The 14967-nt window shown below is 69.9% G+C and carries 13 protein-coding genes and 2 pseudogenes; 8 read left to right on the top strand and 7 right to left on the bottom strand.

From position 1 onward, the window contains the following. Positions 1-59 precede the first annotated feature (59 nt). A complete protein-coding gene (locus tag AB5L52_RS39260) occupies positions 60-1895 on the bottom strand; it encodes an FAD-dependent oxidoreductase (RefSeq protein WP_351019021.1) in 1836 nt (611 codons plus the stop codon). A 297-nt stretch (positions 1896-2192) separates the two neighbouring features. Between AB5L52_RS39260 and AB5L52_RS39255 the strand changes: the two genes are divergently transcribed. Further along, complete coding sequence (locus AB5L52_RS39255) at positions 2193-2951, top strand: IclR family transcriptional regulator (protein ID WP_351019024.1); 759 nt, start codon at positions 2193-2195, stop codon at positions 2949-2951. Between the two features lie 137 nt (positions 2952-3088). Then, positions 3089-4222 carry a PP2C family protein-serine/threonine phosphatase gene (locus AB5L52_RS39250; RefSeq protein ID WP_369368053.1) on the top strand — a complete coding sequence of 378 codons (1134 nt, stop codon included), beginning with the start codon at positions 3089-3091 and terminating at the stop codon, positions 4220-4222. Between the two features lie 3 nt (positions 4223-4225). Here AB5L52_RS39250 and AB5L52_RS39245 read toward each other — a convergent pair whose 3' ends face one another. Then, on the bottom strand, positions 4226-4642 hold the full coding sequence (locus AB5L52_RS39245; protein ID WP_351019030.1) for an ATP-binding protein: 417 nt from the start codon (positions 4640-4642) through the stop codon (positions 4226-4228). A 194-nt stretch (positions 4643-4836) separates the two neighbouring features. Here AB5L52_RS39245 and AB5L52_RS39240 point away from each other — a divergent pair, with 194 nt between their 5' ends. The 4 genes from AB5L52_RS39240 (at position 4837) to AB5L52_RS39225 (ending at position 9581) form a co-directional block, all read left to right on the top strand. Next, on the top strand, positions 4837-5604 hold the full coding sequence (locus AB5L52_RS39240) for an IclR family transcriptional regulator (protein ID WP_351019033.1): 768 nt from the start codon (positions 4837-4839) through the stop codon (positions 5602-5604). Positions 5605-5648: 44 nt separating this feature from the next. Further along, positions 5649-7181 carry a glycerol kinase GlpK gene (glpK, locus tag AB5L52_RS39235; protein ID WP_369368052.1) on the top strand — a complete coding sequence of 511 codons (1533 nt, stop codon included), beginning with the start codon at positions 5649-5651 and terminating at the stop codon, positions 7179-7181. 131 nt (positions 7182-7312) lie between these two features. Further along, on the top strand, positions 7313-8239 hold the full coding sequence (locus AB5L52_RS39230; RefSeq protein ID WP_369368051.1) for a hypothetical protein: 927 nt from the start codon (positions 7313-7315) through the stop codon (positions 8237-8239). Positions 8240-8987: 748 nt separating this feature from the next. Beyond that, positions 8988-9581 carry a hypothetical protein gene (locus AB5L52_RS39225; RefSeq protein ID WP_369368050.1) on the top strand — a complete coding sequence of 198 codons (594 nt, stop codon included), beginning with the start codon at positions 8988-8990 and terminating at the stop codon, positions 9579-9581. On the opposite strand, the gene AB5L52_RS39220 is transcribed toward AB5L52_RS39225, so the two are convergent. From AB5L52_RS39220 to AB5L52_RS39205, 4 genes and pseudogenes are all read right to left on the bottom strand, one after another. Beyond that, a complete protein-coding gene (locus AB5L52_RS39220) occupies positions 9513-9839 on the bottom strand; it encodes a hypothetical protein (protein WP_351562864.1) in 327 nt (108 codons plus the stop codon). The two genes, AB5L52_RS39225 and AB5L52_RS39220, sit on opposite strands and share 69 nt — an antisense overlap. An 87-nt stretch (positions 9840-9926) precedes the next feature. Further along, positions 9927-10880 (bottom strand): zinc-binding dehydrogenase, encoded by a 954-nt coding sequence (locus AB5L52_RS39215; RefSeq protein ID WP_351019051.1) that lies wholly within the window; start codon positions 10878-10880, stop codon positions 9927-9929. A 134-nt stretch (positions 10881-11014) separates the two neighbouring features. After that, positions 11015-11185: pseudogene (locus tag AB5L52_RS39210) on the bottom strand (FAD-dependent oxidoreductase); the annotation flags it as partial. Between the two features lie 74 nt (positions 11186-11259). Next, a complete protein-coding gene (locus tag AB5L52_RS39205) occupies positions 11260-11631 on the bottom strand; it encodes a hypothetical protein (RefSeq protein WP_369368049.1) in 372 nt (123 codons plus the stop codon). A 3-nt stretch (positions 11632-11634) separates the two neighbouring features. Here AB5L52_RS39205 and AB5L52_RS39200 point away from each other — a divergent pair, with 3 nt between their 5' ends. Together AB5L52_RS39200 and AB5L52_RS39195 are read left to right on the top strand one after the other, a co-directional pair. Further along, on the top strand, positions 11635-12387 hold the full coding sequence (locus tag AB5L52_RS39200; RefSeq protein ID WP_369368048.1) for a helix-turn-helix domain-containing protein: 753 nt from the start codon (positions 11635-11637) through the stop codon (positions 12385-12387). A gap of 228 nt (positions 12388-12615) precedes the next feature. Further along, positions 12616-12723: pseudogene (locus AB5L52_RS39195) on the top strand (IS5/IS1182 family transposase); the annotation flags it as partial. Positions 12724-14190: 1467 nt separating this feature from the next. Here the strand turns inward: AB5L52_RS39195 and AB5L52_RS39190 are convergent. After that, the gene (locus AB5L52_RS39190) at positions 14191-14760 is read right to left on the bottom strand and encodes a hypothetical protein (RefSeq protein WP_369368047.1); all 570 of its coding nucleotides are present in this window, start codon (positions 14758-14760) and stop codon (positions 14191-14193) included. Positions 14761-14967 lie beyond the last annotated feature (207 nt).

Genomic DNA, 14967 nt, shown 5'->3' with positions numbered 1-14967 from the left:
CCCATAACCGGCCACTTCAGGATCCTTTGAGAACTGCTGTCGCGAGCGGCTGCGGCCCTTCACCCCAGGTCGAAGGTGTTGGGCAGCCCCAGTCGATAGCGCATCTCGTCGACCCGCTTCAGGGGCTCCATCTCCGGCGGCCGGAACAACTCCCAGATGTGACACCGCTCGGCGGCCGAATCGTCCGCGTCCAGGAGTGCGTTGACGGCGCGTCGCGCGGACTCGTTGGCGCCCTCCATGGTCGCCAGGTCCACGTCCGTACGGACGTAGTCGCCCGCGAGGAAGAAGTTCGGCACCGCTGTCCTTGCCGACGGGCGGTGGTAGAGGGTGCCGGTGGGGTGGATGAGGAGTTGTTCGCGGTTCTGCGGGTCGGGGCCGCCGAGGCCCGTCACCGCCGGGTCCATGAACCAGCCGAGCCGGTCCTCGTCCCTGAGCGTCGTCTTGCCGGAGTCGTTCAGCCCGTCCTTCAGCTGGGCCCACAGTTCGGCGACGATCTCGTCCTTGGTGCACTCACGGGCCGTCTTGCCGTACAGGATGCCGGGCTTGTCCCACTCGGAGATGATCGTGGACAGGCACTCGTGGGCCTGCCCGTCCCCATAGTCGCGCGAAAAGTCCCGCACGTCCCAGAACTGCGTCTGGCCGATTCCGGTGACCGCCCACGGTGAGTCGAGGCAGTTGATGTGGCCGTGCACGACGGGGGTGGGTGTGCGCAGGTAGAACATCACGCCGGTCATCCAGTCCGTCTTCAACGCGTCGCACCGCCCGAGCTGCGGGTCGGCGGCGCGCAGCGCCGGGCCCCAGGTCACGCGCGCGTGCTCGACCGGGAGGGCGGAGACGTAGTGGTCGGCGGTGATGGTGCGCTGCCGGCTGCCGTCGCGCGCCGCCACCCGTACGCCGGTGACCCGGCCGGCGTCGTACACCACCTCCCGGACCTCGGTGCCGAGGACGAACTCGACGCCCAGGGAGCGCAGATGCGTCTCCCAGGGGTCGATCCACGCCTCGCTGGTCGGGGCGTTCAGTACCCGGTCGATGTCCGCGTCGCCGTCCGTGCCGCGGCCGAGGAGGCCCCACAGGAGGAGGGCCTCGATGATGACGCGGCCGACGGTGCGGGTGGAGGCGATCTCGGCGCGGGTGGCGACGAGGTTGCGGGTCTGGCCGATGCCGAGGAGCACCTGGTACTCGCGACTCATCTCGCCGGCCCGGATGAAGTCCCACCATGCGACCTTCTCCCACTGGTCCTCGCGGCGGGCGTCGCAACTGGTGAGGTGGACCAGGAGGCGGTCGGCGAAGTAGCCGGCCTCGTGGGCGGGCAGGTGAGTGGCGAGGTCCAGCACCAACAGGATCTGGTCGCGGATCCAGGACGGGGTGAGGTCGCCGGGGGCGGGCGGGGTGGTGACCCGGCGGAGCGGGAAGTGCAGGTCCGGACGGCCCGAGCCGCGCGCGAACAACGCCTCCGTACCGCTGCGGAGGTTCCCGTGGACGCCGTTCGCGTTGCCGGGGAAGGGGATGCGGCGCATGGTGTCCGGCAGATTCCGGTAGAAGCCGGGAAAGAAGCGGAAGCCGTGCTCGCCGGGAAGTGGCTTGCGGCCGCCCGTTCCGGTCCCGGGGACGTCCATCGAGCGGGCCTTGCCGCCGAGGGCGTCGTAGTACTCGTAGACCGTGACCTCGTAGCCGCGTTCGGCGAGTTCCTGGGCGGCGCTGAGGCCGGAGACTCCGCCGCCGAGGACGGCGACGCGCTTGCCGGAGGAGGCCGCCGCCGCGCTGCCGGCAGCCCCCAGGGCGCCGACCGCTCCCCCGCCGACGACCCCGGCGACCGCTCTCCCGGTCGCCGTCAGGAAGTGTCTGCGGCTGTGTCCGTTGTGCCCCTGGGACTGCTGCGAGTGTTCTGTTGTCATGAGAACCGGAGGGTAGGGAGGCGCTCCGGAAGCCGGAAGCGCAATGTCCTGTCACCTACAGCATCCTCACAAACACAAGGAGACAGCGATGCCGAGCGTGTACGCGCAAGCCCGGCCCGTCGACTCGCATCCGAGGCTCGCACCCGAGCACCTCGGCTGTTCCGGGCGTCCCACGCAACGGTGAACGCTGAGCGCGGTAGAGCCGAGGCGCTCTGAGCCCGGCTGTCCGCTCGTCACCCCTCCCCGCACGGTGACCCCCGCCTTGCCCGCGCCAGGCGGCCGGCGCAGTCTGGTCCTATGGGCGCTCAGGACGGCCCCACGCTCATCACGTCCGTACAGCGGGCCTTCCGGTTGCTGGAGGCGGTGAGCGCGCACGAGAACGGCGCGCCGGCCAAACAGCTGGCACGGCAGACAGAGCTGCCCCTGGCCACCGCCTATCACCTGCTGCGCACACTGGCGCACGACGGATACGTCAGGAAGTTGCCCGACGGCGGCTTCGTCCTGGGCGACAAACTGGATTCCCTGCACTCGGCGGGCCGCCCGCAGACCCTCCTCAGCCGCGTCCGCCCAGCGCTCGCCGCTCTGCGGGACGAGCTGTCCACCGCCGTCTACCTCACGTTCTACGAGGACGGTGAGATCCGGGTCGCCGAGATCGTCGACAGCCCCCGTACACCGCGGGTCGATCTGTGGGTGGGGTTCGAGGACGCCGGTCATGCCACCGCCCTGGGCAAGTGCGCGCTGCGCGAGCTGGACGAGGAGGCTCGCCGGGACTATCTGTCCAGGCACCACCTCGCCGATCTCACGCCGAAGACCATCACCAGTGTTCCGGAGCTGCTGCGCAGGATCGACGCGGCCCCCTTGGCACCCGCGGTCACGGATCTGGAGGAGTACGCGCTCGGCACGGTGTGCGTCGCCGTGCCCGTGTACCGCGGAGACACCCTCGGCGCGCTCGGTGTCTCGTTGCCGATGGAACGGCAGGCCCGGCTGCAGGAGATCCGGGCAAGTCTCCTCTCGATCGCGAGCCGGGTGACCAGGAGTCTCTCGCTCACTATCTGAAATTCCGCTCCTTGTGGCTGCCCACGCCCAGCCCGTTTCCTTACCGAAAGGGACATTCCGGGTTTACACCCCATAGCGGCGAGGACAGCGGACGAACCATGAGCCAGGCCCGACACCATGGCGGCGACCACACGTCGATGCGACCGTTCAGGAACCGAGTGGCCGGTGTCCGGGACTCGCTCCGCCGATGCGCCGACGGGCAGCTGGCCCCCACCAGGTGCGCGCTGCCCGTACTGGTCCTCGCCATCGTCACGTTCGTCGACGTCGCTGGAGGGATCTGGCTCCCGCTGCTGGCGGCCGGCCCCGCGCTGGCCGCCGCCACCAACGGGCCGCGCGGCGTGCTGAGCACAGGACTCCTCGCCGCGGCGCTGGGCGCGACGCTGGGCCATGAGCACGGGGTTCCGACCGGTGAGCTGGCGGCCGTACTGTCCGCCCTCCTGGCCGTCACCGCGTCCAGCAGCCTGGCCAGCGCGCTGCGTGGCCGTCGGGAACGGGTACTCGCGGCCGTCCGCTCGGTCGCCGAGGCCGCCCAGCACGCGCTGCTCCAGCCGGTCCCGCAGACCGTCGGTCCGTTCCAGGTGGCCGTGCGCTACAGTGCCGCGGCAGCCGAGGCCCGGATCGGCGGGGACCTCTACGCCCTGGTGCCCACCCCGCACGGAGTCAGGCTGATCGTCGGTGATGTGCGGGGCAAAGGGCTGCCCGCCGTGGGGACTGCCGCACTCGTACTCGGGGTGTTCCGCGAGGCCGCCTATGACGAGCCCGACCTGCTCGACGTCGTCGGCAGGATCGAGCGGAGTCTGGCCCGCAACCTCGGCCCGGACGACTTCGTCACCGCGGTGGTCGCCGGATGTTCCCGGTCGGGGAACCTGGAGGTCGTGAACTGCGGACACGCCCCTCCGCTGCTGATATCCGCCTCGGGTGACGTCACGGCGGTGGAGTCCGCTCAGCCGGCCCCGCCACTCGGGCTGCGCGCCCTCACCGGACAGGCTCCCCGCCTCCAGTATCTGCCCTTCACCGTGGGAGACCAGCTGCTGCTCTACACCGACGGGGTCACCGAGGCCCGCGATCACGCCCGTGAGTTCTATCCGCTGGCGGCAGGCGTGGCCCGCCACGCGTCCGACGACCCGGCCCTGACGCTCGGGGCGCTCCATGACGAGCTGCTGGAGCATGTGGGGGGCCGCCTGCACGACGACGCCGCCCTGCTCCTGCTGCGCAAGCAGACTGCGGACAGTCAGGTTCCCGCGCTGCCCCGCTCGGAGGTCGCCTTCTAGGTCCTAGCTCGCCGCGAGATGGGCCCACCGGGTGACCCCGCCGGCGTGGACGTGTATGCCGTGGCGGGTCGCCAGGGCATGGACGATCGTCTCGCCCCGGCCGTGCTCGTCCGGGTCGATATCGGCAAGGGACCGACCCGCCGAGAGCGTGGGTCCCGCGTCGGTCACCTCGATGCGGGCGCCTTCGCCGGGCACCCAGGACAACCGCAGTATCGCCGGGGGGAGGGCGTGCACGATCGCGTTGGTGACCAGCTCGGACACGACGAGGAGTGCGTCCTCGACGATCACCGGAGACACGCTCCAGTCGGCGAGGACCGCCGCCGCACTTCGGCGTACGGCAGAGACGGCACCGGCCACAGGCGGCACCGGAAGCACGTGTTCGTATGCCGCCCGAAGCAGCGTGTTGAGCTGTGCCGCCATGGTCTCTCCCGGTGATGTGCGCGACCGGCCTGGCGCTGTGTCCCAGCGCATTCCGGCTGCCCAGCAAGTTACGGAGACAAATCGGGCGGGTCAATGAACGGCGGTCGCCATTGCCGAACGCGGATCTTCCGGCGGCTTCCCGAAGGGGACCCGCCCGTACGGCGAACCGTCCGTGGCGGTAATAGGCTCGCTTCATGGCCGGCCCAGTCCAGTCGATCGAACGGGCGGCGGCGATTCTGCGCCTGCTCGCCGGTGGGCCCCGCCGCCTGGGGCTCGGCGAGGTCGCCGCCTCACTCGGACTGGCCAAGGGCACCGCCCATGGCATTCTGCGCACGCTGCAGCACGTGGACTTCGTGGAGCAGGACGCGGCGACCGGGAAATACCAGCTCGGAGCCGCCCTCTTGCACCTGGGCACCAGCTACCTGGACGTCAACGAGTTGCGCTCGCGCTCCCTCAACTGGGCGGATGCCCTCGCGGCCCGCAGCGGAGAGGCGGTCCGCCTGGGCACACCCCTGGAGGACAGCGTGCTCATCGTCCACCATGTGTTCCGGCCGGACGACACCTTCCAGACCCTGGACGTGGGGTCGCTGCTGCCGCTGCACGCCTCCTCGCTGGGCAAGGTACTGCTCGCCTACGGGACCGCCACGACAGAGCCCGCCAAGCAGCCGGGGCTGGAGGCGTACACCCGGCACACCCTCGCCGATCGCGAACAGCTCGCCCGAGCGCTCGCCGAGGTCCGGGAACTCGGCTGGGCCGCCGAGATCCAGGAGATGAGCATGGGCGAGGCCGGGCTCGCCGCGCCGATCCGTGGGCACGGCGGCCTCGTCGTCGGCGCCATCGGACTGTCCGGGCCGGTCGAGCGGATCTGCGACAGCCAGGGACGCCCCCGCCCGAGTCTGGTCACCCTGGTCCGTGAGGCCGCGCGGGCGATCTCCAGGGACCTGGGAGCCGCCCGCTGGTAGAACAAGCCGCCTGCCCCTCGACCCGTCGGAAGGCAGACCCGATCATGGCTGAACGGTATGTAATGTCCATCGATCAGGGCACCAACTCCACCCGGTGCATTCTCTTCGATCACCGTGGGCGCTTGGTCACGGTGGCGCAGAGGGAGCATCAGCAGCACTTCCCCGAGCCCGGCTGGGTCGAGCACGACGCCGTCGAGATCTGGCAGAACCTCCGGCGCGTCGTGCCGGAGGCCCTGTCCATCGCCGACATCGACAGGGGACAGGTCACCGCCATCGGTCTGGCCAACCAGCGCGAGACGACCGTGCTCTGGGACCGGCGCACCGGCGCCCCCCTCGGCCGGGCGATCGTCTGGCAGGACACCCGCACGGCTCGGCTCGTGGAGGAACTCGCCCGGGACCCCGGCGAGGAGTTCTTCCAGCAACGGTGCGGTCTGCCACCCTCCACCTACTTCTCGGCGCTGCGGATCCGCTGGCTGTTCGACCACGTCAAGGGGCTCCAGCAACGCGCCGACGACGGGGAGGTCCTGTTCGGAACCATGGAGAGCTGGCTGATCTGGAACCTCACCGGAGGCCCCGAAGGCGGCCTTCACATCACCGACGCCACCAACGCCAGCCGCACCATGCTGATGAACATCCGCACGCTCACCTGGGACGACGAGCTGCTGGCCTTCTTCGAGGTGCCCCGCTCGATGCTGCCCGAGATCCGATCTTCCGCCGAGACATACGGCGACGCCCGCTCGCTGCTGCCGGACGTCGCCATCACGGCCGCGCTCGGCGACCAGCAGGCCGCGCTCTTCGGCCAGACCTGCTTCTCCCCCGGCGAGGCGAAGTGCACCTACGGGACGGGCAGCTTCCTGCTCCTCAACACCGGCAGCGACATCGTGCGGTCCCGGCACGGACTCCTCACCACCGTCGCCTACAAGATCGGGGACCAGCGGCCGGCCTACGCCCTGGAAGGATCGATCGCTGTGACCGGAGCGCTCGTCCAGTGGTTCCGGGACCGCCTGGGCCTGATCAGCAGCGCCCCCGAGATCGAGACCCTCGCCCGGACCGTCGAGGACAACGGCGGCTGCTACATCGTCCCCGCCTTCTCGGGCCTGTTCGCCCCGCGGTGGCGCAGCGACGCGCGCGGGGTCATCGTCGGCCTCACCTCCTACATCACCAAAGGACACCTCGCGCGTGCGGTCCTCGAAGCAACCGGATGGCAGACACGAGAGGTCGTCGACGCGATGAACGCCGATTCCTCGGTCCCCCTCCAGCAGCTCAAGGTGGACGGAGGCATGACCGCGGACAACCTCCTCATGCAGTTCGTGGCCGACGTGCTCGACGTGCCCGTGGTACGGCCCATGGTCGCCGAGACGGTCTCCCTCGGCGCCGCCTACGCGGCCGGGCTCGCCGCCGGCTACTGGCCGGACCTGGAGGTGCTGCACCGCAACTGGCACCGTGCCGCCCAGTGGCTGCCCGACATGGACCCCAAGCTGCGGGAGGCGGAGTATGACAACTGGCAGCGTGCCGTCGAACGCTCCCTGGGCTGGGCCAGACCTCCCCGGTCCGCCGCCGCCCCGGACCCGCCGTGACACCGCCTGCCGGCCCACTGAGCGGATGTGCTCAGAACCGCGCTCGGAAACCGCCGCCCGACCGGCGGCGGGATTTGTTCTGAGTACGAGTACCGATGTGCGCCGGGACGCCGGCTGACAGGCTCCGCGCCATGAAAAACGGCAGAGCGACACGTACGGCCCTGCATCTCTTCCTGGTCTGGGCGATGACGGCGGCCGTGGTGCCGACGCTCGGCTTCGAGCTGGTGGTATCGGCCTGGGGTGGTGGTGCCGGTGCGACGGTGCCGGTCCTCGCGTTGGGTGTGCCGCTGATGGTGGGCCTACTGACCGTGGCGGGCCTACCGGTGAGGACCGTGGTGCCGCTCTGCGGCTCCGCGCCGCAGCGGTTGGGCTGGGCAGTACTGGTCTTCGTCCTCGGCACGCTCGGCGTACTGGCAGGTCTGACCGCCTACGGTGGAGGCGTCGACCTGGGGAGCGCCGGCACCCGAATCGCCCTGACGGGGGCGCCGTACGCCGTGGCCGCGGCGCTCTTCGTGCCGAGCCGGTGGGTGCGGCTGGGGTCGCTGGCCGCGCTGGCGGCCGGGGTGGCCTATGGAGGCTTCGTCGGCCCGGCGCAGGCGCAGCAGCGTCACCACGAGGCGGAAATCGCGCGGTACCGGGAGCATCCGGAGCTGCTGTACCTGGGCACCGCCCCGCCAGGCATGCACGTGTCCCATGCGGAGGTCGGCCCTGCCTCCTTCGCCGTCGACTACCGCCCCGTACGGGAGGGGTACGAATCGGGGTACGTGAGCCTCGTGGTGCGCTCGCCGTTCACACCGGCACCCCGATGCCCCGAGACCGGGGAGAAGGGCGTGACCTGCACGGTGGACGCGGCCGGTGAGATGGCCACGGTCCGTGACTTCCCCGACGGGACCCGCGAGGTCACCCTTACCCGCCGCCACCGGAACGCGGAGGTCGAGGTCACGAGCCAGACCCTTGATGAACCTGGGCTACACCACCTCCTCAACACCTTGCACCCCCTGACGGACACAGAGCTGGAAGGACTGATGCAGGAGAAGGCGATCGACCACAGGCTCTGAGACCCTTCCTCGAACGTGCCCTCGGGCTGCGGACACCACTCACGCAGACGTCAACGCGGTTATCAACATCAAACTGGCCGGCGCCAACCTGAACAGCTCCGAGGCGTACGCCTCGCTACCCTGGTGAGGACCATGACAGGCCGAGAGATCGGGGGCGGGCTGTGGCAGGTCGTTTGAGGCGGGCATATCGCGGGTGGCGTCGGCGCAGGGAGCGGCGCGGGCACCTGGCCGCCCTGGAGTCGTGGCTGATCGTCGCCGCACACAAGGCTGTCGTCCACGGCGTTGTCGACGCGCAAGGCTCTCCCTCCGGGCGCGCGTTCGTGGGGGTCCGAGACGTCCTCGCCCAGGTCCGCCGCGACCTGAACCAACAGGCCACCCTGGGCGCCCTGTTGTCGGTGAGATCCCGAGGGGACAGCTTGGATGATGCCCTCGACAAGGCGCGGGAAGACGAGCAGCGGGCGGACAACCTTGAGATCCCTGCCTGGACCGCGGCGGCAGCGCTACGGAGGCATCTCGAGAAGCGCAGGCTCCCCATCGACACGGATGCCTACGATCCCGTCTACGATCGACCCGATTCCTAGCATGCCCAGCTGACGCGTGCCTCCCTCAACGGGCTCTCAGAGTCAGCGGATCCATCGTGGGAGGTTCCCCATGGGACTGCGCGCCGACAGCAAGTCCCCTGGCTGAGCCATGTGTTGTACGGTGGAATGGGCGCCGGGGCCGGCAACTTCGGGGAGAGCGCGGGCAGATGGGAACGGACGGACAGGATCAACCGGCGTACACACCGAGCCGTCAGGACGTCCTGACGGCGCTGGAGGCGGTGCCCCAGCCTTCGCTCCCCTTCGTGATCGCCGACAAACTGGCCGCCCAGCACAGCGGCGAACCCTCCCCAGGCGACACGCCGCCCGCCTCGGCCTCGACCGTGCTCCAAATGCTGCGCGAACTGGAGAGGGACCACTTGGCCAAGGGATACACGCCGCAGCAGTGGGAGGACATAGGGGTCAAGGTGTGGGGTGCCGAGCTGGCCATGCTCGACATGGTGGCCGATGCCCAGCGGGCCCACAGGGTCCTGGAGGAGCCCGAGACATGGGCGGCTCTCGGGCTGGACCCCCAGGAACCCGCACACCTGACCAAATTCTGGTGGTCGGTGAACCACTGGCGCGACGTCCAGGCGACCGGGATCAGACAGCACCGCGAAGTCGACCGTCGGAAGGCAGCCTTGCAGGAAGCCGAACAGGCCAGGAGGCAGAGCCCCGTGCGGGACGCGGTGGACTCAGTCCTGAAGGAGCGCGAGAGGCTGTACAAGTCCCGCACTCCCTTCGACGGCCCCCAAGGCGAGTGACGGGTTCGGCTCGATCCGGCCACTCTCGTCGGTGGCCGAGCCGCCGGTAGGTTCCCTCCACATGACGTTGCGCAGTGCCACGAACCTGCGGATACCTACGGCGCGTGCGGCGGCAAGCGGATGGCCGGTCCCTTCGGTGCGCAGCCGGTCGATGGCAGCCTCCATGCGCGTCACGCTCTTCAAGTCAACCGGGCCGCTCAGCGCGGTGACCTGTTGGACGATCACCTCGGGCTCGCCCTTGGCGACCGCGTCGGCCACCGAGTCCGGGTCGGTGGACCCTCTTGGCCAACCCCACCGGCAGCCGGGGGCCGGTGAGAATCTCGGGGCGGAGCTGAAGCGAGACCGTCAGGGCCGCAGGATGACCTTGCCGAACTTGCCCGGGCCGGCCAGGCGAGCATAGGCGTCGGCGAACCGGTCGAGCGGGAAGGCCGCGTCGACGGGTACCCGCAACCGCCCCTGTGCCAGCAAGGGCACCACGGACGTCCGCACGGTGGCGGCGAGGAGCACCTTCTCGGCATGTGAGCGCCCGCGAATGGTGGTGCCGATCAACTGGGCACGCGCGAGCATGAGATCGAACATCCGCAGCGGCGCCGTCGTACCGGCCTGGACTCCGACGACAAGGACCTTGCCCCGGCTACGGAGCAGAGCGACCCGCTGCAGGCAATCCTCACCGCCGACCAGTTCCACGATCACGTCGTACGGCGCGTGCGCGGCTTCCTGATCGGGAGTCACGACGTCCACCCGGCCATCCGCGGCGAGTGCCTTCACGCGGTCATGGAGTTCGGGCCGACGCACGCTGGCCACGGTGTGCGCCCCGGAGACCGCGGCGACCTGCACCATGGCCGTGCCCACCCCGCCCGCCGCTCCGCTGACCAGTACCCGGTCGCCGGCACGGACTCCGGCCTGGGTGACCAGGGCGTCCCATGCGGTACTGAACGCCTCCGGGAATCCGGCGGCCTCCTCCCAGGGCAGGCCCTGCGGCAGGGGCAGCAGGAGATCGGCGGGGACCGTGATCCGCTCGGCGTGGGCGCCGCCGCCCACCAGGGCCATCACCCGGTCCCCCGGCACAACCCCCGTGACACCGGCTCCGACCTGCTCGACCTCGCCGGCGACCTCCAGGCCGGGCACGTCGGCCGGCCATCCCGGTGGTGCCGGGTAATCCCCCCGTGCCTGCTGCAAGTCGGCTGCGTTGAGTCCAGCGGCCCGCACCCGGACCACCACGGCCTCCGGCCCCGCGACCGGCTCCGAACGCTGCTCCAACTGGAAGGTTCCTCGGGAATCGATCACTACGGTTCGCATGACGGCAATGTATGCCCACCGTCTCGCGTGCCTGGGGTGACGGGGTCCAGGCGGCCAGCCCGCATCCATCGCCAACCCCGGAAGGTCGTGTCCGCCTCGGCACTTGGTCTCGCTCACTGCACAGCCTCGGCAGCCTTCAGCCGCTGTCCGGCGGCGAGTTGATGGAGCCGGACCCGTTCGACGAACCGGTCCGAGGCATTGACCAGCGTGACGGTGGCGCCGCTGCGGTGCAGCCTGCGGGCGAGGCGCTTGGCGGCCAGCAGACCGGCGTGACCGGCGCCCAGGACGACGATGCGGTGACTCATGAATGGGGGCTGCCTCTGTGACTAGAGGCGGTTTTTCGGTGCCGTCTCGGACATTCGGTCGCCGCGCATCGGGGTCAGGCAGCGGATCTGGCCACGGCGACCGCCCAGGCGATGTACAGGACGTTCACCACCAGTCGAGCCACCGCGCCGGCCGGCCGCTCCAGCAACCGGGGCCGATCCGGCCGCGCACGTCGCAGCGCGTCCACGTGAGACACCTGGTAACAGGTGATCAGGATGGCCGCGGCCCAGCCCCCGGCCAGTCTGCTCCACGGAACCAGCACGAGCCCTCCCACGACGACCTCCGTCGCCCCGGTGGCGGCCACGAGCAGCCGCTCGCGGCGAAGCCATGCGGGGACCAGCATGCGGAAGTAGCCGGGGAGTAAAAAGTGCATGACCCCCGTGACGGCCAGGAACACCGCCAAGGCGACGGCAGCGATAGCGTGCATGACATGATGATCCGGTCGCCTCATGCCTGGGAGCTTGAACAAAACGATCGCCGCATCGTCTTCGCCGCCGGCACCGAGGCGACCATGTTCGCCGAGTCCCGCCCGTTCCGTGTCTCCCGGCACCTGCTGCCCGCGTGGAAAGCCGTGCTGCCGCTCGGCGGCCACGCCGAACTCGCCCAGCCAGGATGGCACTTGACAGCGGCGGCCGGGCTGATCGTTCCGCCCCAGCTGGCCCACCTCTGTGCGGCCACCTCGCCCTACGTCGCCTTGTTCATCGACTCCTGGCTGTTGCCGTCGTGCCCGGGGCCGATACGACTGGATGCGGGTGAGGTCCGTCGCCTGCTCGCCGCGCTCGGCACCGCTGATTCCGACGGCCCCGGCATCCACGAGGATCTGGCTGCCGGGTACGCCGAGCTGCGGGCCGTCACAGGGAACCCGGTCCCGCTCGATCCGAGAGTCGCCCACGCCGTGCACGTATGTATGCTGCGCGATCCGGACATGCCCCTGGCCTCCGTCGCCGATGAAGTCGGACTGTCGGCACCGCGGCTGCGCGCGTTGGTCCGGCAGGAGGTGGGGATCACGCTCGCCCGCTTACGGCGATGGGGCAGGCTCCGTACCGCGATCGCCGGCCTGCCGGATGGTACTGCCGCCCTGGCCGCAGCCACCGCGGGCTTCGCCGACCAGGCCCACCTCGCCCGTACGGCACGGGACTTCATCGGGCGTACACCGGCCTCCCTACGACCCACCAAGGCGTAGACCGGTCGCTGGAACGCCGAACCACGTTCCCAGGACGAGGAAATCACCGGCAAGCCCGACCAGGACGACGGCAGTGACCCGGTTGAACATCCCGGCATCAACCGACCGGAGGAACGGCAAAAGTCTGCGGGATCGGGAGTTCTCGGCTCCGCCCGGATGACACGAGACTCTTGGGGCCTGTCCGGTGGGTCGCATGACCGCCCCTGCTGGTGTCTCGTTCTGCTCAGCGTGAGGCGGGGTGATCTTTCGGACGTCGAGTGGGCGCTGCCGGAGCCGCACCTTCCGAAGAATGTGGGACGGGGCGGCCGTGGCGAGCAGGACCACCGCATGGTGCTCAAAAAGTGGACCATCACTACTGTTATCTGGGGAATCGCTTCTTTTCACAGGTCAGAGCATGATCAGCGTCACAGGCACCTGAGGCACCTCGCCCGCCGGGCGCGTCGTACCGTGTAGCTATGGCCGGGCGAACCCTTCGGTGCGGGTACTGCTGGAGGCCACTGCGGGTGACCGCTCGGAGCGACGCCCGGTACTGCTCGCGGAAGTGCGAGCCAGTAACCGCCGCAGTGCTGACCTGGGCCTGGGGCGGTTCTACTTCCCGCGGTCGAGAGGTTGGCGCCATGTGGCTGGGCCGGCCAGCCTCACCCCGCGCACATCAGCCGGTCCGGCACGACGCCTGCGGGCGTCTCGGCACCTCTCGGCAGGCGTTCAGACGGAGACGCGCGGCGACTGGACGCCGCCGTAGTAGCCGTATGAGCCGCCAGGAGGCGTGCCCCAGTACCCGTACTGGAAGACGTAGATTCCGCTGCCCGGGTAGTACGCGCTCCAGTCCGCCGCGTAGTAGCCCAGGGGCTCCCAGCCGTGGCATCCGTAGTCGTGGACCTGCGTGGTGGAGCCGTTGCTGTCCAGTCCGCGCGGCAGTTGCCCTGAGTCCCCGGCGGGTTGGCGTGCGCGGCGCCGGTGCCGATCGCGATGGCACCGGCGGCGAGTGCGGCGACCGCCGCACTACGGGCTATGTGGCTCAGCTTCAAGGCAGAATCCTCCCCGTTGAGGCCGCCCACTTCGGGCAGCCGCGCCGGAATCCTCCAACAGGGCTGATCACACACCAGAGGAAGCGCACCCTCCGTTCACGAAGCAGACTCCGAACCCAGGTCAGTGGGGAGAGCCACCGCAGGTCCGGCCCGTGGCGGTCTCCCCTCGTCTGTGTGCCCCATGTGCGACCGCCGCGTTGCCCCCGGGCACGGTCACCCGTCGCGATGCGGTCTACTGCGGTGCCGCGTACCGGCAGGCTACTTACCGGGCTCGGCAGGCCGATCGGCTCCGCGAAGCCTTCACGACGCTCGCCTGACCGCCACGAGCTGCGAGTGCGTTGGCTCCACCGTCCCGTACGCGGACCGGGCCAGCGATCGGGCGGTCAGAAAGGGCGGCCAGGGCTCGGAGATACGCACCTCGGCCGGCTCGTCGGTGCCGGCGCGCTGCACGCCGCACACCGCATGCCTGGCCCTCCTCGCCGACGCCGACCGCGCCGCCTACCTTGCTGGCCTACGGCCCGGCGCCGACCTCTATCACCGCGTCACTACTGACGGCGATTTCCTCGGGGTCCAGTTCAGTTGCTACGTCGACTTCGACAGGGCTACCTTCAGCAGCGCCGCCCACTTCGGCGGTGCCGACTTCTGGCCATGTCCAGCTTCGGGAGCCCAAGTTCAGCGGCCGTGACGCTGAACTGTTCAAGAAAACGAGCAGATACTTCCCACCCCAACTGCGAGGCTACAGGGGGACTGTGGCCGCTCTTCCGTGGGCCGTGGTTCAGTCGCGTGTCGAGCCGACGTGCGCCAGCACGCGCCGGAGATACTCGGCTCGGTCGCGCAGGAGAGTGATGCTGACGATGAGCCGGTCACCATCAAGCGAGAGGAACACTGGCCCGGAAACCGGCACTGCGGTCACCTGGAGTCGGAATCCTCCGACACGGATCCCCGTGGTCTGCTCGTACTCGCGCAGCGCGTCCCGCAGCCTGGGAACGGCCCGGGTGGGTCTGGTGGCCTCGGCGACCTCGCGCTTGCGGGCGGCACTCCACCGGTGAAGGGTGTCGAGATTTCCCCTGACGACCTGACCGAGCAGGCCCTCTGGCGGCAACGTGGGTCCCGGTTCCTCCTGCCCGGCGGGGGACAGGGCCCGGTCCCACCAGCGCCGCCACAGAGCATCGGTCTCTCCGTCGGCCTCCACGGCCGGTTCGATGACCAGCGTCAGCGGCGGGTCGACAGCCGGCAGACCCAGGGGATCGGTGATCCCGAGCGCGTCACGGACGCCCAATGCGAAGGCCGCGCCCTGCGAGTAGTCCAACACCACCGACCACGGCGCGCCCGCCATCGCTGTCATGCGGTCAGCCCCCTATCAGTTGATGTACTCGCTGTCACTGGAGCCGCATACGCATGCCGCGAGCCGCACGATGAGACACATGAACAACCTCCCTCCGGATCGGCCCGCCTCCACGCGATCCTTCACCACCTCGACGCGGCGAACGCTGAGAACGAGGTCGTTCACACCTTCCTCGGCCTACAGCGGAACGAGGCGCTTAAGGCCAAT

The organism is Streptomyces sp. CG4, assembly GCF_041080655.1.
In the GTDB taxonomy this organism is placed as follows: Bacteria; Actinomycetota; Actinomycetes; order Streptomycetales; family Streptomycetaceae; genus Streptomyces.
This window is presented reverse-complemented; position numbering and strand designations above follow the sequence as displayed.

Coding starts and splice junctions, on each gene's coding strand:
- AB5L52_RS39260 (WP_351019021.1), bottom strand. CDS start 1,895: ATGACAACAGAACACTCGCAGCAGTCCCAGGGGCACAACGGACACAGC.
- AB5L52_RS39255 (WP_351019024.1), top strand. CDS start 2,193: ATGGGCGCTCAGGACGGCCCCACGCTCATCACGTCCGTACAGCGGGCC.
- AB5L52_RS39250 (WP_369368053.1), top strand. CDS start 3,089: ATGCGACCGTTCAGGAACCGAGTGGCCGGTGTCCGGGACTCGCTCCGC.
- AB5L52_RS39245 (WP_351019030.1), bottom strand. CDS start 4,642: ATGGCGGCACAGCTCAACACGCTGCTTCGGGCGGCATACGAACACGTG.
- AB5L52_RS39240 (WP_351019033.1), top strand. CDS start 4,837: ATGGCCGGCCCAGTCCAGTCGATCGAACGGGCGGCGGCGATTCTGCGC.
- glpK (WP_369368052.1), top strand. CDS start 5,649: ATGGCTGAACGGTATGTAATGTCCATCGATCAGGGCACCAACTCCACC.
- AB5L52_RS39230 (WP_369368051.1), top strand. CDS start 7,313: ATGAAAAACGGCAGAGCGACACGTACGGCCCTGCATCTCTTCCTGGTC.
- AB5L52_RS39225 (WP_369368050.1), top strand. CDS start 8,988: ATGGGAACGGACGGACAGGATCAACCGGCGTACACACCGAGCCGTCAG.
- AB5L52_RS39215 (WP_351019051.1), bottom strand. CDS start 10,880: ATGCGAACCGTAGTGATCGATTCCCGAGGAACCTTCCAGTTGGAGCAG.
- AB5L52_RS39205 (WP_369368049.1), bottom strand. CDS start 11,631: ATGCACGCTATCGCTGCCGTCGCCTTGGCGGTGTTCCTGGCCGTCACG.
- AB5L52_RS39200 (WP_369368048.1), top strand. CDS start 11,635: ATGATGATCCGGTCGCCTCATGCCTGGGAGCTTGAACAAAACGATCGC.
- AB5L52_RS39190 (WP_369368047.1), bottom strand. CDS start 14,760: ATGACAGCGATGGCGGGCGCGCCGTGGTCGGTGGTGTTGGACTACTCG.